This window comes from Staphylococcus sp. FW104-15G4D, assembly GCF_058790135.1.
On sequence record NZ_JBYTCH010000004.1, the window covers coordinates 61,198 to 86,311 of the forward strand.

The window sequence follows — 25,114 nt, forward strand, 5'->3', positions numbered from 1 at the left end:
AATGGCTAAGTTATTAATAATGAGCATAGTAAGCTTTTGTTTTATATTTCTATTGTTATTATTTTTTAGGTACATATTAAAACGCTATTTTAATTATATGTTAAATTATAAAGTTTGGTATCTAACTCTTCTTGCAGGATTAATTCCTTTCATCCCTATTAAATTCTCTTTTTTTAAATTTAATAATTTGAATAATCAAGAGCCCACAGTTGAAAGTAATTCACACAATTTGAATCCTAACATAAATACCACTAAACCTGTTCATGAGTTTACAACAGACATCCATAAGTTTAATTGGGATTCAATAGATAATATCTGCACAGTTATTTGGATAGTTTTAGTTATTATTTTAAGTTTTAAATTTTTAAATTCTTTATTATATCTTAAGTATTTAAAGAAACAGTCACTTTATCTAAATGAAAAAGAAAAAGATAAAATAAACAAGATACTTTTCAATCATCAATATAAAAGAAATATTGTGATTCGAAAAGCAGAATCTATTCATTCTCCAATAACTTTTTGGTATGGAAAATATATTATTTTGATTCCCAGTTTATATTTTAAAAGTATAAATGACAAAAAACTAAAATATATAATATTGCACGAGTATGCTCATGCTAAAAACAGAGATACTTTGCATTTAATTATCTTTCATATTTTTTCTATTGCTATGAGTTATAATCCACTAATACAAATTGTAAAAAGAAAGATGATTCATGACAATGAAGTAGAAGCCGATAGATTTGTCCTTAATAATATTAACAAATATGAATTTAAGTCTTATGCGGAAGCTATTATGGATTCCGTATTAAAAACCTCATTTTTCAACAAAAATATATTAAGCCATTCATTTAATGGTAAAAAATCATTACTCAAAAGAAGATTAATTAATATAAAAGAAGCCAATCTGAAGAAGCAGTCAAAATTAATTCTAATTTTTATTTGTATTTTTACTTTTTTTATCATGATAATTCAAAGCCAGTTTTTAATGGGGCAATCCTTAACTGATTATAATTATAAAAAGCCCTTACAAAGCGATTACCAAATTTTAGATGAAAGTAAAAATTTTGGTTCAAATAGTGGATCTTTCGTTATGTACAGCATGAAGAAAGACAAATACTATATTTATAATGAAAAAGAAAGTAGAAAAAGATATTCTCCTGATTCAACTTACAAAATTTATTTAGCACTGTTTGGACTTGACCGTCATATTATAAGTGATAAAAATTCACGTATGTCATGGAATCATAATCATTATCCTTTCGATTCTTGGAATAAGGATCAAGATTTAAATACGGCAATACAAAACTCAGTTAATTGGTACTTCGAACGTATTAGTAATCAATTATCAAAGAACTATACTTCTGATCAACTCAAGCAATTAAATTATGGTAATAAAAATTTGGGAAGTTATAAAGCCTATTGGTTGGAAGATAGTTTGAAAATATCTAATCTTGAACAAGTAATAGTTTTAAAAAATATGATGGAACAAAATAACCATTTTAGTAAAAATGAAAAGAAACAATTATCTTCTTCGTTATTGATTAGAAAAAATGAAAATTATGAATTGTATGGGAAAACAGGTACAGGTATAGTAAACGGGAAATATAATAATGGGTGGTTTGTAGGTTACGTAATTACAAATCATGATAAGTATTATTTTTCTACACATTTATCAGATGAAAAAGCCTCTGGTGAAAATGCTAAATTAATAAATGAAAAAATATTAAAAGAAATGGGTGTTTTAAATGGCCAATAAGCAAGTTGAAATATCTATGGCTGAATGGGATGTTATGAATATAATATGGAATAAAAAATCAGTATCAGCTAATGAAATTGTAGTTGAGATTCAAAAAAATAAAGAAGTTAGCGATAAGACGATTAGAACATTAATTACAAGACTATATAAAAAAGAGATTATAAAACGATATAAATATAATAATATTTATTTTTACTCATCAATTATTAAAGAAGATGATATTAAAATGAAAACTGCTAAAACCTTTCTTAATAAATTGTATGGAGGGGATATGAAAAGTTTAGTGCTTAATTTTGCGAAAAATGAAGAATTAAATAACAAAGAAATTGAAGAATTGCGAGACATTTTAAATGATATTAGTAAAAAATAAATAGATATAGGGTTCAAACATAATACATATATAAATTATGTTTGAACCCTATTAAATTAGATTTTTTATGAGATTAGTACATATAATGAATGCCGCCCATTTAACCATGCCACGACCAGCCGGAATATTCCTATCTAACATTTCACGTGGAATATTTCGATAATCCGTTTCATTCTTTATATCCGTCATCTTTAGATCACCTCGTTCGATATAATTCTATTATACGAACATTTGTTCTATTTTGCAATACAAAATTGCTGGCTATATTTTTGTGATTTTAAGCCAGCTTGAGAGTGTATTCAATTTTTAAAAAATAATTAGAGTAAAATAGAGTCCTAGTAACGTTATAAATAGTACAGGAATAGTAATCACTATACCCGTTTTAAAATATGTTCCCCATGATATTTTAACACCTTTTTGAGTTAATACATGAAGCCACAATAAAGTTGCTAAAGAGCCAATTGGAGTGATTTTTGGACCTAAATCAGAGCCAATAACGTTTGCATAGACCATACCATCTTGAATTAATCCTTCAGAATTAGATTGAGCAATAGCAATTGCATCTAATAAAACAGTGGGCAAGTTATTCATAATAGAAGAGAGGAAGGCTGCAATGAATCCCATACCCATAATACTACTGAATAGCCCATGGTTTGAAATAGAATTCAAAATATTCCCTAGTACTAATGTTATACCTACATTTTTCAATCCATACACTACAAGATACATACCAATTGAAAATATAACTATATTCCAAGGAGCTTCTATTAAAACTTCTTTAGTATTAACTGCTTTAGAACGACTCGCTAAGAGTAGGAATACAAAAGCAATAATTAATGCTATGAAAGCCACGGGAACATGAATAAACTCACTTGTTAAATAACCTATTAATAAAATAATAAGAATAATCCAAGACGTTTTAAAAAGTTTCTTATCTCTTATAACTGATTGAGGTGTGGCTAAATCTTCAATATTTGTACTTTTAGGAAGAGATTTTTTAAAATAAAGCCAAAGCACAAATATGCTTGCTAAAAATGAAAATAAATTTGGAATTATCATTCTTAAAGCATATTGAATAAATGTGATGTTAAAGTAGTCAGCTGAAACGATATTGACTAAATTACTGACAGTGAGTGGTAGGGAAGTGGTATCGGCTATAAATCCACTTGCTATAATAAATGGGAATATTGTTTTTTTATCAAAACCTAAGCTCCTTACCATAGCTAACACTATTGGTGTAAGAATAAGCGCGGCACCATCATTGGCAAATAGAGCAGCTACTACAGCACCTAAAGTCATTATAAAAATAAACATTCTAAGGCCATAGCCTTTTGAAGCAATAATCATATGCAAAGCAGCCCATTCAAAGAAGCCAATACGGTCTAAAATGAGTGATATTAAAATTATAGCAACGAAAGTTAACGTTGCATTCCATACTATATTTGTAACTGTAACAATATCAGTTAGAGATACAACGCCTGTAATAATAGCTAAAAGTGCACCAGCTACAGCAGTAATTCCTATATTTAATCCTTTTGGTTGCCAAATAACAAAAATTAAAGTTATAACGAAAATAACAATAGCTATAAAGGTCATAAATGATTCACTCGACTTTCTCTATGCAAGAGTAAATAGATTATAAATTTAATGAACATACTATAGAATATCAATTTTCATATATTTTTTCTATAGAGGAAAGTGCAAAAGTTTTAATTGTAAATCGCTGACACTTATAGTTAAAATTAAACCAATAATGATTAATTTTACGGAGGGATAAATATGACTATTGGATATATTGGTTCTTATACTAAGCAAAATGGTAAGGGAATTTACCGTTTCGAATTAGAAGATTTAAAAGGGACAATAAAAGAAGTTCAAACAGGTTATGAAATAGAGGCGTCTACATATTTAACTAGAAATGAAAACTATTTATACGCCATTACTAAAGAAAATGAAAATTGTGGTGTAGCAAGCTTCAAAATAATGCAAAATGGTGATTTAGAACTAATTAATAAATGTTTAGCATCTAAAAATGGAACAGGATGTTATATACAAATTTCAAGTGATAACAATTATTTATTTGAAGCTGTTTATGGTGCTGGAATTGCACGAATTTATAAGTTAAATAATGATACTGGAGAAATTGAAAAACTTATTGAAGAAATTGAACATGAATATCCAACAGGTCCACATGAAAGGCAGGAATCCCCGCATGTCCATTTTTTAAATGAAACGCCAGATAATAAATATGTAGTAGCAACCGATTTAGGCTCAGATAGAATTGTTGCTTATACATATGGTGACCAAGGTTTAAAAGAATATGCTGTTTCACAATTTAAAGAAGCGGATGGCACAAGGCACATTACTTTTAGTAAAGATGGTAAATACGCATATGTAGTTCACGAATTATCTAATTATGTAAGTGTAACTGAATATAATGATGGTGAATTTAAAGAAATTGAGAGACATCTTACAATACCTCAAGATTTTAAAGAAGAATCGAAATTAGCTGCGGTAAGATTATCTCATGATCAGAAACATTTATATGTAAGTAATAGAGGTCATGATAGCATAGCTATTTACGAAGTTGTTAATAACGGAAAATCATTAAAAATGGTGGATATTCAACCGACTAAAGATGAATTTCCTAGAGATTTTAATATTACGCCGGATGATAACTTTGTAGTATGTGCTCATCAAGAAGGTGAGTCTAAAGTAACTGTGTTTAAAAGAGATAGTGTCACAGGAAAACTTGAATTTATTGATGACCACGAAAGTGCACCTGAAGGTGTTTGCGTCTTATTCTAAATGATCAAGCTCCATATGTAATTAATAAGCTTAATAAGCGATGCCATTCTAAAAGGTACACTAAAATTTTACCTTTCAGAAATGCATTCACACCAAATTACATATGGAGCGTTATTATAGTTAATTATTTAATTTTTAAAGAAGGCTTTAATATATTTAAATTTGCCTTTATAAGGCGGGAAATAGATACTTGATTCTAAACGTGTAGATTTAAATGTATATGATTTCATATGACTAAAGGTATCAAAAGAATATTTGCCATGATATTGACCGATACCTGAAGCCCCAATGCCACCAAATGGTAAATTAGGATTTGCTAAATGCATAAGTGTATCATTTATAGCTCCGCCACCGAATGATAATTCCTCTAATACGCGGTGTGTAGAATTTTCATCCTCACTAAAAAGATATAAACTTAAAGGTTTAGATTTACTCTGAATAATTTGAATTGCCTCATCGAAATCATCATAAGTAATAATTGGTAGAATAGGACCAAAAATCTCTTCCTGCATAACTTTATCTTGTAGATTAACATTGTCTATTAATGTAGGTTCAATATATAAATCTTCTTCAAAGCTTTTACCACCGAAAATAGTTTTACTCTCATGAGTTTCTAATAATTCATTTAAGCGGTTGAAATGTTTTTGATTAACAATTCTTCCAAAATCAGGACTTTCTTTGATGTTTTCCCCATAAAATTCTGTAATTGTTTGTTTTAGTGCTTTAATAAAATCATTTTTAACTTTTCGATCAATTAGTATATAATCAGGTGCTACGCATGTTTGTCCTGCATTCGTAAATTTTCCGAAACTAATTCTTTCACTAGCGACTTTTAAATTTGCAGTTTGGTCAATAATGACTGGAGATTTACCACCTAACTCTAAAGTAACAGGTACCAGATTTTTAGCAGCCGATTCATAGATGATTTGACCAACTTTTTCGCTACCAGTGAAAAACATATAGTCGAACGGTAAATGAATTAATGTTTGAGTTTCCTCAATGCCACCTTTCACAACTGAAATATAATTCTCTTCAAAAGTTTCTTGAATTATATCTTGAATTACTTCTGCTACGTTAGGGGTAAGTTCAGAGGGTTTAACAATGGCAGTATTACCTGCAGCGATGGCTCCAATTAAAGGTTCGAATACTAGCTGTACAGGATAATTAAAGGGACCAATAATTAAAACAGTACCGTAGGGTTCGTTTTTGATATAACTTTTAGTTGGAAATAAATAAAGCGGTGTTTCAACTTGTTTAGTTTTAGCCCAATTTTTTAGTTCTTTTCTGGCAAGTTTAATGCTTTTTAGTAATATACCAATTTCTGTAGCATAAGCTTCTACTTTGCTTTTTCCTAAATCTTTATTAAGTGCTTCTAGTAAAGCTTGTTCATGATTTTTGATACTTTTACTTAAAGCTTTTAATTGGTGCTTCCTAAATTTTAAATCTTTAGTTTTATTTGTTTTGAAAAATTGCTTGCTAATATTAAATTGTTGTTCAATATCGTTCATTTTAAAGTTTTACCTCCCTGAAATTTTTATGGTAGTAAAAGAGGTCTATGTACTCACTTGAATTTTTAATTAGGAAAACAATAAGACACTTAACAAATTTATACCCCAAAAAAGCTCTATTAATGTTATTTTTTATAATAAAAAAAGGAGCATTTTAAAATGCTCCCAAATTCATTTAAAATTAATTCAAATAATTATGATAATACTTCAGTAATTTGAGGTACCACTTGTTTCTTACGAGAAACTACGCCAGATAAGAAGGCCATACCATCATCTAATTGAACATTAAATGCTTCGCCTACTTTATCTTTTTCAGCACCGACAACTAAAATTTTAGAATCACTGTTAATAATATCAGTTACTACAAGTACGAATAAGTCATATTTTTCGTTTGCGCTTATCTCTAACATTACTTTTTCTAATTCATCTTTACGGTTAAGTACTTCGTCGATATCTACAGTGTTAACTTGTGCGATACGAGTGACATAGTCGCCCATAGTAAATGATTTAGCATCCATACCTAATAGGGTTTCTGCAGATTTATCAGTAGTAGAAGCACCAGCTTTTAGCATATCTAAACCATAGCTATCTAAATCAACATTGGCAATTTCTTTTAATGCTTGAGCTGCGTTAACATCTTCTTCAGTACATGTAGGTGATTTAAATAATAAGCTATCTGAAATTATAGCTGAAATCATTAAACCAGCAATTTCAGGTTTAATTTCAAATCCACGTTCTTTATACATTTTGTATAAAATAGTAGCAGTACATCCCACTGGTTCAGCTCTGTAATAAAGTGGGGAAGCTGTTTCGAAATTTGCGATACGGTGGTGATCAATCACGTGTCTTACAGATGCGTCAGCGATTGAATCAGCACTTTGTTGAAATTCGTTATGGTCAACTAAAATAACATCTTCATTATTTAAGTCTTCAGATAATAATTCTGGGGCTTCTACTTTAAAGTAATCTAAAGCGTATTGTGTCTCAGCACTAACTTCACCTAATCGGTAAGCTTTTGCTTCAGAGTTACCAGTTTGTTGTTCAAAATCAGCCATGATAATAGCTGAAGAAATTGCATCTGTATCTGGATTTTTGTGCCCAAAAATAAAAGTTTTTGTCATTTTCAATATCTCCTTATTCATTTATATTTAATCACATTTTAGCATGATTTTAGTTTAATCTTCTACCTTAGCACCTAGTGAGTTTTGGAAATGCGCTAGTGCCCAAATATGCCCTTCTTGGTTAAAGGATGCTACACCTCGGCTTGGAATTGTGACGTTATAACCTAAGTTATAGGCTGAAATCGCTGTATGTAACACACATATATCCGTGCAAACACCTACAATTTCTACATTTTTAATATCACGTTCTCTCAACAAACTATCTAATGGTGTACCATAAAATGAATCATATCTTGTTTTATCCAAGTAATGGACTTGTGAATTATGCTTGTTTTTCTCGTATATTTCACCAACTTTTCCATATAAACTACGGCCATTTGTTCCATAAATGTTATGAGGTGGAAAAAGTTGTGTCTCAGGGTGGTACAGGTCATTCTCATAATGGACATCCATTGTAAAAAAGATATCTTCTTGATGGTCAAGATACGTTTCAATTCTACTTAAAATATAATCCTCTATTTCTTGACCAGGCTTCCCACAAGTAAGTTTTCCATCATTCGCAATAAAATCAATAGAATAATCCACTATAATTAGTGCGTTTTTATTCATTAAAACATCCTCCCTCTAATGTGTTTAAAAAGCACTATATTGGTATATTTATATATAAATAAGACTTTTTGATGTGTATTTATACTAAAATTAATTTTTAAAATAAATACAATATCATTAATGAAATATAACTTTAGTATATAGAGTTCACATCAAGCATACAATCATTATTTTTTAATAAAACGGGGGGATTACCGAATGTTCATTAATGCCAGGGAATTTGGTTTAACTGGAGAAAATAAATATAAAGACACAAGAGCAATTCAAAAAGCATTAAATTATGCCAAAAAAGGTAAACACACTGTTTTTATCCCAAAAGGTACATATCATATTAGAAAAGCTTTGGTCATTTATGATTCTACAACGTTGCTACTCGATGATGAGGCAGTTCTTTTGCGAGTAGGGAAAGATGCATTGCTAAAAAATGGTAAACCTTATATTTTTTACCATAAATATTCTGGAAATAGTCATATTTATATTAAAGGTGGCACGTTTGATATGAATGGGGGCGACTTTCCATACAACAATACTGCTATGAGTATAGGTCATGCTGAAGATATTCAACTTATAGGCGTAACCTTTAAAAATATAGTGGGTGGACATGCATTAGATGCATGTGGTTTAAATGGCTTACATATTACAGATTGTTCATTCGAGGGTTTTCTCGACATAGATGGAGATCGTTCATTTTCAGAAGCAGTTCAATTAGACATTCAAGTGCCAGGTGCATTTCCTAAATTCGGCACAACTGATGGTACGATTACTAAGAATGTTGTTATAGAGAATTGTTATTTTGGTAATTCTGATCATCCGAAAATGAAAGCATGGAATCGTGCAATAGGTTCACACGCAAGTCGCTATAATAAATTTTATGACAATATTCATATTAGAAATAATGTGTTTGATAAACTGAAAGAATTTGCTTTAACACCGCTAAAGTCTAAGAATACATTTATTTCAAAAAATGAATTCAAATCATGTAATGGTGGTATACGATTTCTTGGCGTGAAAGATGGTAAAAATGCAGCAGACCCTCAAACAGGTCAAGTTATGGGTACACAAGCAGGGGAAAATTTCAATGTGATTGGTAATACCTTTACAGGAAAGATGGAGAGAGATGCAGTTCATATAAGGAGTTATAATGATGTGAAACATCAACATGTATTTATAGCAGGTAATCATTTCGATGATTCAACGCAAACTCTACATCTAGAGGATATAAAAGATCTAACTCTTAATCAGGAAGAGGAATTTTTAAAAGTCGAAAAAATTAATGTCGAATAGCTATGCAAATATATTAATAAATCTTAAGCATCATTAAAAAATAAATAAATTAAACAATAAACCCGCTAAATAACTTTTGTTTAGCGGGTTATTTAAATATTTGAATTTCTAAAATCTTTTATTAAACGAACCTATTAAATTTACTGTAAAATCTAACGTTTTTAAAATAGTAATTACTTTATTAACATCGTTGGTTACAGGTGTGTCTGCTTGTACGAAGAAGCGGTACATTCCCAATTGAGTTTTTAAAGGTCGTGATTCAATCCATGAGAGGTTGATATTAAATAATGCAAAAGTATTTAATACGCTCGCTAACAAACCAGGTTTATCATACTGAGGGGTAATTAAGAACATGGTTGTATTAGTATCATCTTCAAAGTGTGTGTGATTTTTAACAATTAAAAAGCGTGTGACATTATGCGGATAATCTTGAATATGCAAATCAATAGGTTGATATCCATAAGTTTCTCCACTACCTAAAGGCGCAATAGCACCTATACCTTTGGCTATTTTATCTAAACTTTGAATTGTACTGTCTGTATAATCGTACAGAAATTGATGTTGGTGTATATAATTGGTTGTTTGACTGATAGCAGGCGCGATTGAGTAGACTTTTTTAATGTCATGTAAACTATCAGAAGGATAGCCATACAATGCAAAATCAATATCTAAGTGAATTTCACCATGAGCATAAATTTTTTGTTCAGCTAATGCGTCAGCTACGATGTTAATCGTACCTTCGATAGAATTTTCTATGGGCACGATACCGATTGAGTTATCGTCACTTGAGACTGCTTTAATCACTTCGTGAAGGTTTGACTTAGCTAAATATTCGATATCATTTTCTAAAATAAGTTTTTGTGAAGCGAGATAAGAGAAAGTTCCCTTAGGTCCTAAATAATATAATCGCATGTTTCACCCCTATAATTTTAATGAAAAGGGCACTTCATAGGTTCATTCTTTTTATAGTAGAAATTAGTTGATCGCATCGTATTATCATAACCATGATGATAGTTAGATGTTAACGTTGGCGATAAAGGTGGTGCTAACCATGACCATTTACCAGTCACGTGTCTATCATGCTTTAGTTCATCTCGTTCAAACATTTCAAACTGCTTTGAGGCAGTTAAATGGTCGACAATAGAAACGCCCTCAGCTTTAAAGGAATGATATACGGCATAGTTTAATTCTAAAAGTGCTCGATCCTTATTAAATGAATTATTTTTAAGTGTATCAAATTCGAAGGCTTCTGCAACTTTTTCTAAAAGATTATAACGATAAGTATCTATGAAATTACGTACACCTATCTCAGTTACCATATACCATCCATTAAACGGTGCAGTAGGATAAATGATTCCGCCAATTTTTAAATCCATATTGGAAATGATTGGCACTGCATACCATTTTAAATTTAAATGTGCTAATTTTGGATACTGGTCATGAAATATAGGTACCTCTTTAATAAGATGTTTTGGATACTCATGAAATTTTAGTGCTTCATTAGGCATTTGATATATCAAAGGTAATATATCGAAATCTGTACCCTCACTGCTCCATCCTAAATGTTGAGCCAATCGTGTCACTTTTTTCTCAGATGGATCTCCTGCTTTGTCATAACCTGCATAACGAATAAGCTGATTATTATATATTTTTGGGCCATTTTTGGGTGAATAAATTGTAATAAGTGGCTTGATTTTACCATTATTAGTCGCTTTATTTATATGTTGGTGAATTGTATCAATGAATTCTTCTTCATTTTCAACATGACGCGCATCTTCCACATTTAGAGATTCCCAAAATAGTCTCCCAATACAACGATTAGAATTTCTCCATGCCATTTTCGATCCATATACTAATTCTTCATAAGTATGGGTGTAGCTTCCTGTCTCTTTAATTTCTTCTTCAATTTCATTAAGTCTTTGTTGAGTTTCACTTGAGCTATAATTTAATTCATTAAACATGGTTTGAATAAATGATTTAGCTTCATCTAATAACATTTAAAACACCTCATCCGTATTATAATCGAGGTTTTAAAAATACTCAGTTAAAATATTCAATTGTCATGAATTTGTCGTTTAGAGTTTTGTGACAACCAAATTTAAAAACTATTATAACATTCTGACTTCTTAGGTAAGTCGTTTACTTTCACAATGTGAATTATGATAAACTAGTCGTAAATGACTCGGTTGATTGGAGAGATTTGAGTGTACCAATTTAAAGATGACAGCTTAATGCTACAAAATGACTTATATCAAATTAATATGGCGGAAAGCTACTGGAATGACGGCATTCACGAAAGAACTGCTATTTTTGATTTATATTTTAGAAACATGCCTTTCAACAGTGGTTATGCGGTTTTTAATGGTTTAAAACGTGTAATTGACTTTATAGAGAATTTTGGTTTCTCTGATGCTGATATAGACTATTTAAAAACAATAGGCTATAAAGATGATTTTCTAAGTTATCTAAAGAATTTAAAATTTACAGGTAATATTCGCTCTATGCAAGAGGGGGAATTATGTTTCGGTAATGAGCCATTAATAAGAGTTGAGGCTCCTTTAATTCAAGCTCAACTTATTGAAACAATTTTATTAAATATAATTAATTTCCACACACTTATAGCGACTAAGGCGAGTAGAATCAGACAAATCGCTATGAATGATACATTGATGGAATTTGGAACTAGAAGAGGTCAAGAAATTGATGCTGGCTTGTGGGGGGCTCGCGCAGCCTTTATTGGTGGATTTGACTCAACTAGTAATGTAAGAGCGGGTAAGCTATTCGATATACCAGTTTCAGGTACGCATGCGCATGCATTAGTTCAAACATATGGTGAGGAGTATACAGCATTTAAAAAATATGCTGAACGACATAAAAATTGCGTCTTTTTGGTAGATACTTTCCATACATTAAAATCGGGCGTGCCTACAGCAATAAAAGTAGCTAAAGAGTTGGGTGACACTATCAACTTTATTGGAATTAGATTAGATTCTGGAGATATTGCTTATTTATCTAAAGAGGCAAGACGTATGTTAGACGAAGCTGGCTTCACAGAAGCTAAAATTATTGCTTCAAATGATTTGGATGAGCAAACAATAACAAGTTTGAAAGCACAAGGAGCTAAAGTGGACGCATGGGGTGTGGGAACTAAATTAATTACTGGTTATGATCAACCTGCACTCGGTGCAGTATACAAACTAGTAGCCATTGAAACGGAGGATGGTACTTTTAGTGATAGAATCAAGCTTTCTAATAATGCTGAAAAAGTAACAACTCCTGGTAAGAAGAATGTCTATCGCATTATTAATAAAAAGACTGGAAAAGCAGAAGGTGACTATATTACGCTTGAAGGAGAAGATCCATCAACTGAAAAACCTCTCAAACTATTCCATCCAGTACATACGTATAAAATGAAATTTATTAAATCATTTGAAGCGAAAGATTTACATCATACCATCTTTGAAGCTGGTAAGTTAGTATATCAACTTCCTAGCGAACGTGAAGCTCAGGCATATTTAACTAAAAGTTTAGATACACTTTGGGAGGAAAATAAGCGTTACTTAAACCCTCAAGAATATCCTGTAGATTTAAGTGCTAAATGTTGGGAAAACAAACATAAACGTATCTTTGAAGTAGCAGAACGTGTTAAAGAGATGGAGGAAGATCATGAGTAAATTACAAGATATTGTTGTTAAAGAAATGAAAGTTAAACAACAGATTGATAGTGAAAAAGAAGTAAATGAAATCAAACATTTCATTAAGTCTTATGTTCAATCTCATTCTTTTATTAAATCGCTAGTACTTGGAATTTCTGGAGGACAAGATTCTACATTAACAGGAAAAATTGTACAGTTAGCTGTAAATGAATTACGCTCTGAGGGACGTGAATGTAAGTTTATAGCAGTTAAATTACCGTATGGTGTACAAAAGGATGCTGATGAAGTAGAAGATGCACTGCAATTTATAGAACCTGATGAAACAGTTATAGTTAATATCAAACCTGCAGTAGACCAAAGCGTCCAATCTCTTAAGGAAGCGGGTATCGAATTGACAGATTTTCAAAGAGGAAATGAAAAAGCTCGAGAACGTATGAAAGTTCAATTTTCGATTGCTTCAAACCAAAGTGGAATCGTTGTTGGAACTGATCATTCTGCTGAGAACATTACTGGTTTCTATACTAAATATGGTGATGGTGCGGCTGATATTGCTCCAATTTTTGGATTGGACAAAAGACAAGGTAAGCAGTTATTAAAGTATTTAAATGCACCAAAACATTTATATGAGAAAGTACCAACTGCAGACTTAGAAGATGATAAGCCACAATTACCTGATGAGGAAGCTCTAGGTGTGACTTATGATCAAATAGATGATTATCTCGAAGGTAAAGATATACCCTCTGAAGCGCGAGAAACTATTGAGAAACATTATGTTAGAAATGCGCACAAACGTGAACTTGCATATACTAGATATACTTGGCCTAAAAACTAAAATTTGAAATAAAATTATTCTTAGTGACAAAATAATGTGTGACTGGTAAAATGATTTGGATTTATAGTTAGAAAAGAGGAATAATATGTCGGCAATCGCTCATAATCCATGGCTAATGGTATTGGCCATATTTGTAATCAATGTCTGTTATGTCACATTCTTGACGATGAGAACCATTTTAACATTGAAAGGCTATCGTTACATTGCTGCAGTGGTAAGTTTCCTTGAGGTACTTGTATATGTTGTTGGTTTAGGATTAGTTATGTCTAGTTTAGATCAAATCCAAAACATTTTTGCATATGCATTAGGCTTCTCAGTTGGAATCATCGTTGGTATGAAGATAGAAGAAAAACTAGCGTTAGGTTATACCGTAGTCAATGTGACTTCGTCAGAGTATGAATTAGATTTACCTAATGAATTAAGAAATTTAGGTTATGGTGTAACTCACTATGAAGCGTTTGGACGTGATGGTAGTCGAATGGTTATGCAAATTTTAACGCCACGTAAATATGAATTTAAGCTTATGGATACCATAAAAAACCTTGACCCTAAAGCGTTTATCATTGCTTATGAACCTAGAAATATTCATGGTGGATTCTGGGTTAAAGGGGTACGCAGACGTAAACTTAAAGCTTACGAGCCAGAACATCTAGATGTTGTAGTAGAACATGAAGAATTAGAAAGTGCGAAGACAAATGAGCAAAAAGTTTAAAGTTGAAGATAATGAGACCATTGCTGATTGCTTAGCTCGTATGCGCGAAGAAGGTTTTATGCCAACTCGTAGAATGGAAAAACCAGTCTATAAAGAAAATAAAGATGGAAGTATAGAAGTGCTCAAACAGGATATAATTTTTGTGGGTAAACCTATTAATTAAATCCATAATGCAAATTTCAATTGTGGTGCTTTTTAAAATTTTGAGTAGAACGGATATTTGTTTTGAAAGTCAGATATCTATTCTACTCTTTTTTTATAGTTAATTGAGTTTCTAAAGTAATTACAATAAAATATGAATATAAGGAAAAAACATTTATACATTTAGCTATAGTTTTGTTAAACTATAACCAACGAGTTAAATACGAACTTTTTTGAAAAAATCAAGTTTAATGTACAGTTTTTAAAATCTGCAATAATACATACGATTGGAGTTATTAAAGAATGATTGAACGCTATTCAAGAGAAGAAATGTCTAAAATTTGGACAGATCAAAATCGCTATGAGGCATGGTTAGAAGTAGAAATATTAGCATGCGAGGCATGGAGTGAATTAGGATATATCCCTAAAGAAGATGTCAAAAAAATTCGTGAAAATGCTAAAGTTGACGTTGATCGTGCAAAAGAAATTGAACTGGAAACACGTCATGATGTTGTAGCTTTTACAAGACAAGTGTCTGAAACGCTTGGTGAAGAAAGAAAATGGGTTCACTATGGTCTTACTTCAACAGATGTTGTAGATACCGCATTAAGCTTTGTTGTTAAACAAGCGAATGAAATTATTGAGAAAGACTTAGAAAGATTTATTGAAGTATTAGCTAATAAGGCTAAGAATTATAAATATACATTAATGATGGGGCGCACACATGGTGTCCATGCTGAACCGACTACTTTCGGTGTTAAAATGGCACTTTGGTATACAGAAATGAAACGTAACCTTAAACGCTTTAAAGAAGTGCGTAAAGAGATTGAAGTGGGTAAAATGAGTGGTGCAGTAGGTACATTTGCTAATATTCCTCCCGAAATTGAAGCATATGTTTGTAAGCACTTAGGCATTGATACTGCACCAGTTTCTACTCAAACATTACAAAGAGATCGACATGCATACTATATTGCTACTCTAGCGTTAATTGCTACTTCCTTAGAGAAATTTGCAGTGGAAATCCGTAACCTACAAAAAACAGAAACACGTGAAGTAGAAGAAGCTTTCGCTAAAGGACAAAAGGGTTCATCGGCTATGCCGCATAAACGTAACCCTATTGGTTCTGAAAATATTACAGGTATTTCACGAGTAATTCGTGGATATATTACTACAGCATATGAAAATGTACCTCTTTGGCATGAGCGAGATATTTCTCATTCATCTGCAGAAAGAATCATGTTACCAGATGTAACAATTGCTTTAGATTATGCATTAAACCGATTCACAAATATTGTAGATCGCCTTACTGTATTTGAAGATAATATGAGAACTAACATTGATAAAACATTTGGTTTGATTTTCTCACAACGTGTATTATTAGCTTTAATTAATAAGGGAATGGTTAGGGAAGAAGCCTATGATAAAGTTCAACCAAAAGCAATGGAATCTTGGGAAACTAAAACACCATTTAGAGAATTAATTGAACAAGACGATACCATCACAAATGTTCTATCTAAAGAAGAATTGGACGAGTGTTTCAATCCTAAACACCATCTTAATCAAGTTGATACAATTTTCGAGCGTGCTGGATTAGAATAAAAATGATAAACTAAATGTGATAAATGCGACTTAAATCCTATACTTTTTTCATTGAATCTACTACACTTTAACTAATTAGTACGTTAAAATGATAAAATAATAAGTGTATAGGGGTTGTTCGAGATGCAAATTGAAAAATTACGTGGGCAAGCATTGGATGAATTATTTGATGCGATCCTAGCGCTAGAAAATAGAGAAGAATGCTATCAGTTTTTCGATGATTTATGCACTGTGAATGAAATACAGTCGCTATCTCAGAGACTTCAAGTTGCTAAAATGATTAAACAAGGTTATACGTATGCAACGATTGAAGACGAATCTGGTGCATCAACTGCAACGATATCTAGAGTTAAGCGTTCGTTACAATGGGGTAATGATGCATATACTATGATTTTAGATAGACTTAATATAGAAACAAAGTCATAAAAGCATTTGAATGATTTAGTAAATGTTCTAAGAATTAATTTTTATGTTTTATATATTTAGGCTTCAAGAAGTGTTAATCCACTTTTTGAAGTCTTTTTAATATTTGTGGTAATAAGTGGTTAATCAAATATATTATCAAGATGTGCAAGATATAAAGATTTAACTTTGAAAAATCTAAGATTCAGTTATCTTTAAAATCATTAAGTTTTATCTGAAATGATGTATTATTATCTTTTTTACTCTTTAGAACTTAACACTTAAAAATGCTATAATTTAGGGTATGTTAAATAAAGGAGTTTCAGAAAATGTATGACATAACAAAGTGGAAACATATATTTAAACTAGATCCGGCTAAGTCAATATCTGACGATGATTTAGAAGCAATATGCATGTCAAATACAGATGCAATTATGATTGGTGGTACGGATAATGTAACCGAGGATAATGTCATTCATTTAATGAGTAGAGTGAGACGTTATCCATTACCACTTGCATTAGAGGTTTCAAATGTTGAAAGTGTAATGCCTGGATTTGATTTTTATTTTATTCCTACAGTGATGAATAGTAATGATACAACATATCATAATGGTATTTTATTAGAAGCTCTCAAACAATTTGGTCATGTAATAAACTTTGAGGAAGTAATATTTGAAGGGTATTTAATACTGAATTCAGATAGTAAAGTTGCACGCAAAACTGGAGCTCAAACGGAATTAAATATTGAAGATGTTGAAGCATATGCGCAGATGGCTAATGAACTCTATCATTTCCCTGTTATGTATTTAGAATATAGTGGGGCATATGGTGACATAGAAAAAGTAAAGGCCGTATCTCAAATGCTTACTGAAACACAACTCTTCTATGGTGGGGGTATCTCAAATTTAGGTCAAGCTCAAGAAATGGCTGACTTTGCAGATACGATTATCGTAGGAAATATTATATATACTGATATTAAAAAAGCGCTAAAAACTGTAAAAATAAAGGAGTCTAATTAATGAATTCGCTAGTAAAGAATATGAATACAGAACAAAGTGAAGCTGTAAGAACGACTGAAGGGCCATTGCTTATTATGGCTGGCGCGGGGTCAGGGAAAACACGCGTATTAACACATCGTATTGCTTATTTATTAGATGAAAAAGATGTGTCTCCTTACAATATTTTAGCGATTACTTTTACGAATAAAGCAGCTAAAGAAATGAAAGAACGTGTTGAACAATTGGTCGGAGAAGAGGCTCAAGTTATTTGGATGTCCACATTCCATTCTATGTGCGTGAGAATCTTAAGAAGGGATGCAGATAGAATTGGAATAGAACGCAATTTCACTATCATTGATCCTACTGACCAAAAATCTGTTATTAAAGATGTTTTGAAAAATGAAAACATAGATAGCAAGCGTTTTGAACCAAGAATGTTCATTGGAGCAATAAGTAATCTTAAAAATGAATTGAAAACACCAGATGATGCTCAAAAAGAAGCAAATGACTTTCACTCACAAATGGTTGCTACTGTATACAAAGGTTATCAAAGACAATTATCACGAAATGAAGCATTAGACTTTGATGATTTAATAATGACTACAATAAACCTCTTTGAACGTGTTCCTGATGCGCTAGAATATTATCAAAATAAGTTTCAATATATTCATGTCGATGAATATCAAGATACAAACAAAGCGCAGTACACTTTAGTGAAATTACTTGCTAATAAATTTAAAAATCTTTGCGTTGTAGGTGACTCAGATCAATCTATCTATGGTTGGCGTGGCGCTGATATACAAAACATTTTATCTTTCGAAGAGGATTATCCTGAAGCGAAGACCATTTTCCTAGAGCAAAATTATCGTTCTACTAAAAATATATTAAATGCAGCTAATGAAGTGATTAAAAACAATTCAGAACGTAAACCTAAGGGATTATGGACTGCAAATACAGGTGGAGACAAAATCCAATATTATGAAGCGATGACAGAACGTGATGAAGCTGAGTATGTTGTGAAAGAAATTATGAAACATCAAAGAAATGGTAAGAAGTATAGCGATATGGCAATACTTTATAGAACTAATGCACAATCACGTGTACTAGAGGAAACATTCATGAAATCTAACATTCCATACACTATGGTTGGAGGTCAAAAGTTCTATGACCGTAAAGAAATCAAAGACTTACTAAGCTATTTACGCGTAATTGCGAATAGTAACGATGATATTAGTTTACAGCGTATTATTAATGTTCCTAAAAGAGGGATAGGGCCTTCTTCAGTTGAGAAGATTCAAACCTATGCAGTTCAAAGCAATATAAGTATGTTCGATGCATTAGGAGAAGTGGACTTTATTGGTCTCTCTAAGAAAGTTACACAGGAATGCATTAACTTTTATGAGACAATAACTCATTTAATAAAGGAACAAGAATTTCTTGAAATAAGTGAAATTGTAGAGGAAGTCTTAAAAAAATCAGGTTATCGTGACATGTTAGAGAGAGAACAGACACTTGAATCACGTAGTCGTTTAGAAAACTTAGATGAATTTATGTCTGTACCGAAAGACTATGAGGAAAATACACCATTAGAAGAACAATCTTTAATCAATTTCTTAACTGATTTATCACTTGTCGCTGATATAGATGAAGCAGATACGCAAAGTGGTGTAACGATGATGACTATGCACTCTGCGAAAGGTTTAGAGTTTCCAATTGTTTTTATTATGGGTATGGAAGAATCACTATTCCCTCATATTCGAGCTATTAAATCAGATGATGATCATGAAATGGAAGAGGAACGTCGAATTTGTTATGTGGCAATTACCCGTGCTGAAGAATTATTATATGTCACGAATGCCACTACAAGAATGTTATTTGGACGTTCACAATCCAATATGCCTTCTAGATTTTTAAAGGAAATTCCAGAAGAGTTACTTGAAAGTCATACTGGTAATAAACGACAAACAATCCAACAACCAAAAGCTAAACCACAACAGAAAAGAGGATTTAGCAAACGAATGACTTCACCTAAGAAACAAGTTTCATCTTCAGAATGGAAAGTAGGAGACAAGGTGACTCACAAAGCTTGGGGTGAAGGAATGGTTAGCAATGTAAATGAGAAAAATGGTTCGGTAGAATTGGATATCATATTTAAATCTGAAGGACCTAAACGTTTACTTGCTCAATTTGCGCCAATAGAGAAGAAGGAGGACTAATAAGGGGATGAAAGATTTACAATCTCGTGTAAATGAACTACATGATTTATTAAACCAATATAGCTATGAATATTATGTTCAGGATAATCCATCTGTACCAGATAGTGAATATGATAAATTATTACATGAACTTATAGATATTGAAGAGAAGCATCCCGAATATAAGACTGCTGATTCACCTACTGTACGTGTAGGTGGAGAGGCGCAGTCCTCATTTGAAAAGGTAAATCATGATACACCAATGTTAAGTTTAGGGAATGCATTTAATGAAGAAGATTTAAGAAAGTTCGACCAACGTATTAGAGAAAATATCGGAAACGTCGAGTATATGTGCGAACTAAAAATCGATGGATTAGCTGTTTCTCTCAAATATCAAAATGGTAGATTCGTTCAAGGATTGACACGAGGTGATGGCACTACTGGAGAGGATATTACTGAGAATTTAAGAACTATCCACGCTATACCATTAAAAATTAAGGAACCACTTAATTTTGAGGTGCGTGGAGAAGCCTATATGCCTAGACAATCATTTATGAATCTAAATGCGGAAAAGGAAGAGAATGGTGAACAACCTTTTGCGAATCCAAGAAATGCAGCAGCAGGATCTTTAAGACAACTTGATTCTAAACTTGCAGCCAAAAGAAAGTTAAGTGTCTTCTTGTATAGCGTAAATGATTTAACTGAGTTTGATGCAACAACTCAAAGTGGGGCTTTACAAGAACTTGATGACTTAGGTTTTAAAACAAACCAAGAAAGAGAACGAGTAGCTGATATTGATGGTGTTCTCGACTATATAGAGAAATGGACTGAGAAAAGAGAGTCTTTATCATATGATATTGACGGTATTGTTATTAAAGTAAATGATTTAGATCAACAAGAGGAAATGGGGTACACACAGAAATCTCCAAGATGGGCAATTGCCTACAAATTTCCTGCTGAAGAAGTCGTTTCAAAACTATTAGATATCGAGTTAAGCATAGGGAGAACTGGTGTAGTAACTCCAACAGCTATTCTTGAACCCGTTAGAGTAGCAGGTACAACTGTTTCTAGAGCGTCTTTACATAATGAGGACCTCATACATGAAAGAGATATTCGTATTGGTGACAGTGTAGTAGTTAAGAAGGCTGGTGACATCATTCCTGAAGTAGTCAAGAGCATATTAGATAGACGACCAAAGGATGCCAAGACATATCATATGCCAACACATTGCCCAAGTTGCGATCATGAGTTGGTTAGAATAGAGGGTGAAGTTGCACTTCGTTGCATCAATCCTAAATGTCAAGCACAACTTATAGAAGGACTAATACATTTCGTCTCTAGACAAGCAATGAACATTGATGGACTTGGAACAAAAATTATTCAACAATTATATGAAAATGAGTTAATCAAAGATGTTGCAGATATCTTTTATCTTAAAGAAGAAGACTTGCTTCCTTTAGAACGTATGGGTAATAAAAAAGTTGAGAATCTATTAGCTGCTATAGAGAAAGCTAAAGATAACTCACTTGAACATTTATTATTTGGTCTAGGTATCAGACATTTAGGTGTTAAAGCAAGCCAAGTTCTAGCAGAGAAATATGAAACGATGGATCGTTTATTAAATGTGACTGAGGAAGAACTTGTAGCGATACATGATATAGGTGATAAACTAGCTCAATCTGTTGTCACTTATTTAGAAAATCAAGATATTCGTGCTTTAATTCAAAAATTAAAAGACAAAAATGTTAATATGAATTATAAAGGAATTAAAACTACAGAAATTGAGGGCCATCCTGAATTTAATGGTAAAACTATTGTATTAACTGGTAAACTAGAACAAATGACAAGAAGTGAAGCTACACAATGGTTAGAAATGCAAGGGGCTAAAGTAACAAGTAGTGTTACTAAAAGTACAGATATTGTTATAGCCGGTGCTGACGCAGGTTCTAAACTTGCTAAAGCTGAAAAGTTTGGTACAGAAATTTGGACTGAAGATGAATTTGCTAAAAAACAAAAAGAATTAAATAATTAGAGGAGTACGTCGATGAAGCGAACAATTATTTTACTCATTTCGACAATATTTTTATTAGCTGCATGTAATAACAATCAAAAAGATAACCAATCTGATAAAGATGAAAGTGGAAGTAAGAATAGTCAAAATACGAACCAAGTAAAACAAATTGCAACAGACAAAAATGTTCAAGGAGATAATTATAGAACAATTTTACCTTTTAAAGAAAGCCAAGCGAGAGGTCTCTTGCAAGATAATATGGCAAATAGCTATAACGGTGAAGATTTTGAAAGTGGCTTATTGACTTTAAGTAAAGAAGTATTCCCGACAAATAAATATCTTTACCAAGATGGACAGTATTTAGATAAGAAGACAATTAATGCCTATTTAAATCCTAAATACACGAAAAAAGAAATTGATAAGATGAGTGAGAACGAGAAGAAAAGTAAGAAAGCGAATGAAAACCTTGGTCTTAATCCTTCACACAATGGTGAAACAGACGAAGAAAAAATAGCAAAACAATCACCAGCTTATCTTTCAAATATACTAGAACAAGATTTTTATGGTAATAATGATTCTAAAGCTAAAAATATCAAAGGCATGACGATTGGACTAGCTATGAATAGTGTTTACTATTATCAAAAAGAAAAAGATGGAGAAACATATAGTAAAAAATTAGATGATAAAGAAATTGAAAAACAAGGTAAACAAATGGCAAGTGAAATGTTATCTCGCTTACGTGAAAATAGCGATTTAAAAGATATACCAATTCATTTTGCAATTTATAAACAATCAGGCCAAGATTCTATTACACCAGGTGAATTTATTGCTGGTGCAACTGCAGATGATGGTAAAACAAAAATTAATGAATGGGACGCTATTAAAGAAAAATCAGCCTTGCTTCCTTCCTCAACTGCAGAGGATTATAATGAAACATTAAATAATAATTTCAAACAATTTAATGATAATTTACAATCTTACTTCTCTAACTTTACTCAAGCAGTAGGTAAAGTGAAATTTATTAATAAGAAACCAAAACAATTAACTGTTGATTTACCAATCGATTATTATGGGCAAGCTGAAACTATTGGTATTACTCAATATGTTACAGAGCAAGCTGAAAAATATTTTGATAATATTGATGAGTATGAAATTCGCATCAAAGATGGTAATACACCTCGTGCATTAATTAGCAAATCGAAAGATGATAAAGAACCACAAGTTCATATCTATCATAATTAATATAGTTATAGGCGCCTTCGACTAGTATAAGTGATAAAGTCGAAGGCGCCTATTTTAATGTTTAATTTAGAATTTATTCTCGAACGATTTGCTTCACTTTGTTTAAATCATTTTCAACGAAAGTACCTGGCTTCTTAGTTAATTTACTTACAAAATAAGTAACCATTACGCTGATGATAAAGCCTGGAATAATTTCGTACATTCCAAATAATTCGTTGACCGAAGCAAGTGGTTTAATCCATGCTATCCAAATGATAACGACTAGAGAACCTGCAATCATACCACTCACGGCTCCAGCACGTGTGAGGTCTTTCCAATACAGTGAAAATAGTACAAGTGGGCTAAATGCAGCACCAAAACCTGCCCAAGCATTACCCACAAGGTTAAGAATTGTGTCATTTGGATGCCAAGCGATAGCTATTGCAACTATGGCAACAACTAGTACTGACAAACGGCCTACCATTACAAATTCTTTTTGATGAGCTGCTGCTTTATCTTCACCCCGTACAAGTTTATAAAAATCTTCAGTTAAAGAACTAGATGTTACTAATAGTTGGGAAGAAATAGTGCTCATAATTGCAGCTAAAATTGCCGCTAACAAGAAACCACCAACAAGAGGGTGGAATAAAACTTGGCTCATAACAATAAATAGTGTTTCTGGATCTTCTAATTTGATGTGTTTTTCAGAAATAAACGCGATACCTGTTAAACCAACTCCCACTGCACCAAGTAAACCTATTGCCATCCAACTAATTCCTAAACGTCTTGCTTTAGGTAATAACTTATGAGATTTAATAGACATGAATCGTACTATGATATGTGGTTGTCCAAAGTAACCAAGTCCCCAAGAAAATAGAGATATAATACCAATTACAGTTGTTCCTCTAAATAAATCTAAATTTGTTGGTTTCATTTGTGCCACTTCATGAAACGTGTCCCATCCATTTAATTTTAAAAGGGCAACAATAGGTACCATTACCATTGCAATAAGCATAATCACGCCTTGGAAAAAGTCAGTAATTGATACAGCTAAATAACCTCCGAAAAAGGTGTATAGGATAACGATGAGTGCAACTAATATCAATCCAAAATGGTAATTAAGTCCGAAGGCACTTTCGAATAATTTACCACCTGAAACGAATCCAGAATGAGTATATAAAGTAAAGAAGACAACAATAATTAATCCAGAAATAATTTTAATCACATTTTGGTTATCATTCAATCTATTCTTGAAGAAATCAGGTAAGGTGATGGCATCCCCAGCAATTTCTGTATAGACTCGTAATCTAGAAGCGACGACGAAATAGTTGATATATGCACCAAGTGTTAAACCTATTGTTATCCATATGGCAGAAAGACCTGTGCTATAGACTGAACCTGGAAGTCCCATAATCATCCAGCCACTCATATCAGAAGCACCTGCTGATAGAGCTGTAATATATGGTCCTATATTACGTCCTCCTAGCATAAATTCACTTAAATTGCCCGTAGCTTGTTTGTAACCGTAAAAGCCGATAACGAGCAGAATAATAAAGTAAGCAGCAATCATAATGTATGTTTGCCAATTCGCATCGACTTGGTTACTGAGTGTAGAACCTAATGTCAGCATATGAAACACTCCCTTTACTTTGTTTTTAAATAAGTTATTTGTAATATTATACATGATAATGAAATGTTCAGAAAAGTAAAAATTCAATATTTGTAAAATAATAGCTTTAATACCAGTATAGAAAGCGCTTACTCGAAAGTTTGGAATTAACTTTCGATTGTATAAAATTGCATATTATTTAAAATTTAAAAGTAGAAGTTGTATGAATGTTATTATGTAAGATTGAATTAACTTAAATATGTAACCTAATTTAAGGAA

22 protein-coding genes are annotated in these 25,114 nt (G+C 31.9%); 14 read left to right on the forward strand and 8 right to left on the reverse strand.

Going from position 1 to position 25,114, the window contains the following annotated elements:
* Window position 1 precedes the first annotated feature (1 nt).
* Both blaR1 and blaI read left to right on the forward strand, forming a co-directional pair.
* Entirely contained in the window at window positions 2-1,759 is a 1,758-nt protein-coding gene (gene blaR1, locus AC3WQX_RS10660) for a beta-lactam sensor/signal transducer BlaR1 (protein ID WP_001096369.1), read from the forward strand.
* Entirely contained in the window at window positions 1,749-2,129 is a 381-nt protein-coding gene (gene blaI / locus AC3WQX_RS10665) for a penicillinase repressor BlaI (protein WP_001284658.1), read from the forward strand. The genes blaR1 and blaI overlap by 11 nt, the downstream gene beginning before the upstream one ends.
* 51 nt (window positions 2,130-2,180) lie before the next feature.
* Here the strand turns inward: blaI and AC3WQX_RS10670 are convergent, their stop codons facing one another.
* Both AC3WQX_RS10670 and arsB read right to left on the reverse strand, forming a co-directional pair.
* A complete protein-coding gene (locus AC3WQX_RS10670; protein WP_124753553.1) occupies window positions 2,181-2,318 on the reverse strand; it encodes a hypothetical protein in 138 nt (45 codons plus the stop codon).
* Window positions 2,319-2,435: 117 nt separating this feature from the next.
* Window positions 2,436-3,725 (reverse strand): arsenite efflux transporter membrane subunit ArsB, encoded by a 1,290-nt coding sequence (gene arsB / locus AC3WQX_RS10675; protein WP_023350014.1) that lies wholly within the window; start codon window positions 3,723-3,725, stop codon window positions 2,436-2,438.
* Between the two features lie 183 nt (window positions 3,726-3,908).
* On the opposite strand from arsB, the gene pglS reads away from it, so the two are divergent.
* Complete coding sequence (gene pglS / locus AC3WQX_RS10680) at window positions 3,909-4,937, forward strand: 6-phosphogluconolactonase (RefSeq protein WP_023350015.1); 1,029 nt, start codon at window positions 3,909-3,911, stop codon at window positions 4,935-4,937.
* Between the two features lie 128 nt (window positions 4,938-5,065).
* Here pglS and AC3WQX_RS10685 read toward each other — a convergent pair whose 3' ends face one another.
* From AC3WQX_RS10685 to AC3WQX_RS10695, 3 genes are all read right to left on the reverse strand, one after another.
* Entirely contained in the window at window positions 5,066-6,445 is a 1,380-nt protein-coding gene (locus tag AC3WQX_RS10685; protein ID WP_002435896.1) for an aldehyde dehydrogenase, read from the reverse strand.
* 194 nt (window positions 6,446-6,639) lie between these two features.
* Window positions 6,640-7,566: a manganese-dependent inorganic pyrophosphatase gene (locus AC3WQX_RS10690; RefSeq protein ID WP_002435938.1), complete on the reverse strand. Its 927-nt coding sequence runs from the start codon at window positions 7,564-7,566 to the stop codon at window positions 6,640-6,642.
* Between the two features lie 54 nt (window positions 7,567-7,620).
* Window positions 7,621-8,175, reverse strand: a complete 555-nt coding sequence (locus AC3WQX_RS10695) for a cysteine hydrolase family protein (RefSeq protein ID WP_002435937.1) — start codon at window positions 8,173-8,175, stop codon at window positions 7,621-7,623.
* A gap of 198 nt (window positions 8,176-8,373) precedes the next feature.
* Here AC3WQX_RS10695 and AC3WQX_RS10700 point away from each other — a divergent pair, with 198 nt between their 5' ends.
* Entirely contained in the window at window positions 8,374-9,459 is a 1,086-nt protein-coding gene (locus tag AC3WQX_RS10700) for a glycosyl hydrolase family 28-related protein (RefSeq protein WP_002469717.1), read from the forward strand.
* 108 nt (window positions 9,460-9,567) lie between these two features.
* On the opposite strand, the gene AC3WQX_RS10705 is transcribed toward AC3WQX_RS10700, so the two are convergent.
* Together AC3WQX_RS10705 and AC3WQX_RS10710 are read right to left on the reverse strand one after the other, a co-directional pair.
* Window positions 9,568-10,371, reverse strand: coding sequence for a prephenate dehydratase (locus AC3WQX_RS10705; protein ID WP_023350016.1), 804 nt, complete (start codon window positions 10,369-10,371; stop codon window positions 9,568-9,570).
* 17 nt (window positions 10,372-10,388) lie between these two features.
* Entirely contained in the window at window positions 10,389-11,456 is a 1,068-nt protein-coding gene (locus AC3WQX_RS10710) for a nitric oxide synthase oxygenase (RefSeq protein ID WP_023350017.1), read from the reverse strand.
* 207 nt (window positions 11,457-11,663) lie between these two features.
* Here AC3WQX_RS10710 and AC3WQX_RS10715 point away from each other — a divergent pair, with 207 nt between their 5' ends.
* From AC3WQX_RS10715 to AC3WQX_RS10760, 10 genes are all read left to right on the forward strand, one after another.
* Window positions 11,664-13,133: a nicotinate phosphoribosyltransferase gene (locus AC3WQX_RS10715; RefSeq protein WP_002435958.1), complete on the forward strand. Its 1,470-nt coding sequence runs from the start codon at window positions 11,664-11,666 to the stop codon at window positions 13,131-13,133.
* Window positions 13,126-13,947 carry an NAD(+) synthase gene (nadE, locus tag AC3WQX_RS10720; RefSeq protein ID WP_023350018.1) on the forward strand — a complete coding sequence of 274 codons (822 nt, stop codon included), beginning with the start codon at window positions 13,126-13,128 and terminating at the stop codon, window positions 13,945-13,947. The genes AC3WQX_RS10715 and nadE overlap by 8 nt, the downstream gene beginning before the upstream one ends.
* An 85-nt stretch (window positions 13,948-14,032) precedes the next feature.
* Complete coding sequence (locus tag AC3WQX_RS10725; protein ID WP_002453623.1) at window positions 14,033-14,659, forward strand: DUF2179 domain-containing protein; 627 nt, start codon at window positions 14,033-14,035, stop codon at window positions 14,657-14,659.
* Complete coding sequence (locus AC3WQX_RS10730) at window positions 14,643-14,822, forward strand: NETI motif-containing protein (protein WP_002469715.1); 180 nt, start codon at window positions 14,643-14,645, stop codon at window positions 14,820-14,822. The genes AC3WQX_RS10725 and AC3WQX_RS10730 overlap by 17 nt, the downstream gene beginning before the upstream one ends.
* Window positions 14,823-15,103: 281 nt before the next feature.
* Window positions 15,104-16,399: an adenylosuccinate lyase gene (gene purB / locus AC3WQX_RS10735; protein ID WP_002435899.1), complete on the forward strand. Its 1,296-nt coding sequence runs from the start codon at window positions 15,104-15,106 to the stop codon at window positions 16,397-16,399.
* Window positions 16,400-16,522: 123 nt separating this feature from the next.
* Window positions 16,523-16,825, forward strand: a complete 303-nt coding sequence (locus AC3WQX_RS10740; protein WP_002435940.1) for a YerC/YecD family TrpR-related protein — start codon at window positions 16,523-16,525, stop codon at window positions 16,823-16,825.
* A 305-nt stretch (window positions 16,826-17,130) separates the two neighbouring features.
* Window positions 17,131-17,820, forward strand: a complete 690-nt coding sequence (gene pcrB / locus AC3WQX_RS10745; protein WP_002435967.1) for a heptaprenylglyceryl phosphate synthase — start codon at window positions 17,131-17,133, stop codon at window positions 17,818-17,820.
* Entirely contained in the window at window positions 17,820-20,015 is a 2,196-nt protein-coding gene (gene pcrA / locus AC3WQX_RS10750) for a DNA helicase PcrA (protein ID WP_023350019.1), read from the forward strand. Before pcrB ends, pcrA begins: the two co-directional genes overlap by 1 nt.
* 7 nt (window positions 20,016-20,022) lie before the next feature.
* The gene (ligA, locus tag AC3WQX_RS10755; RefSeq protein WP_023350020.1) at window positions 20,023-22,026 is read left to right on the forward strand and encodes an NAD-dependent DNA ligase LigA; all 2,004 of its coding nucleotides are present in this window, start codon (window positions 20,023-20,025) and stop codon (window positions 22,024-22,026) included.
* 12 nt (window positions 22,027-22,038) lie between these two features.
* A complete protein-coding gene (locus AC3WQX_RS10760) occupies window positions 22,039-23,247 on the forward strand; it encodes a CamS family sex pheromone protein (RefSeq protein WP_023350021.1) in 1,209 nt (402 codons plus the stop codon).
* A 73-nt stretch (window positions 23,248-23,320) separates the two neighbouring features.
* Here the strand turns inward: AC3WQX_RS10760 and putP are convergent, their stop codons facing one another.
* Window positions 23,321-24,856, reverse strand: coding sequence for a sodium/proline symporter PutP (gene putP / locus AC3WQX_RS10765; protein WP_023350022.1), 1,536 nt, complete (start codon window positions 24,854-24,856; stop codon window positions 23,321-23,323).
* Between the last annotated feature and the right edge of the window lie 258 nt (window positions 24,857-25,114).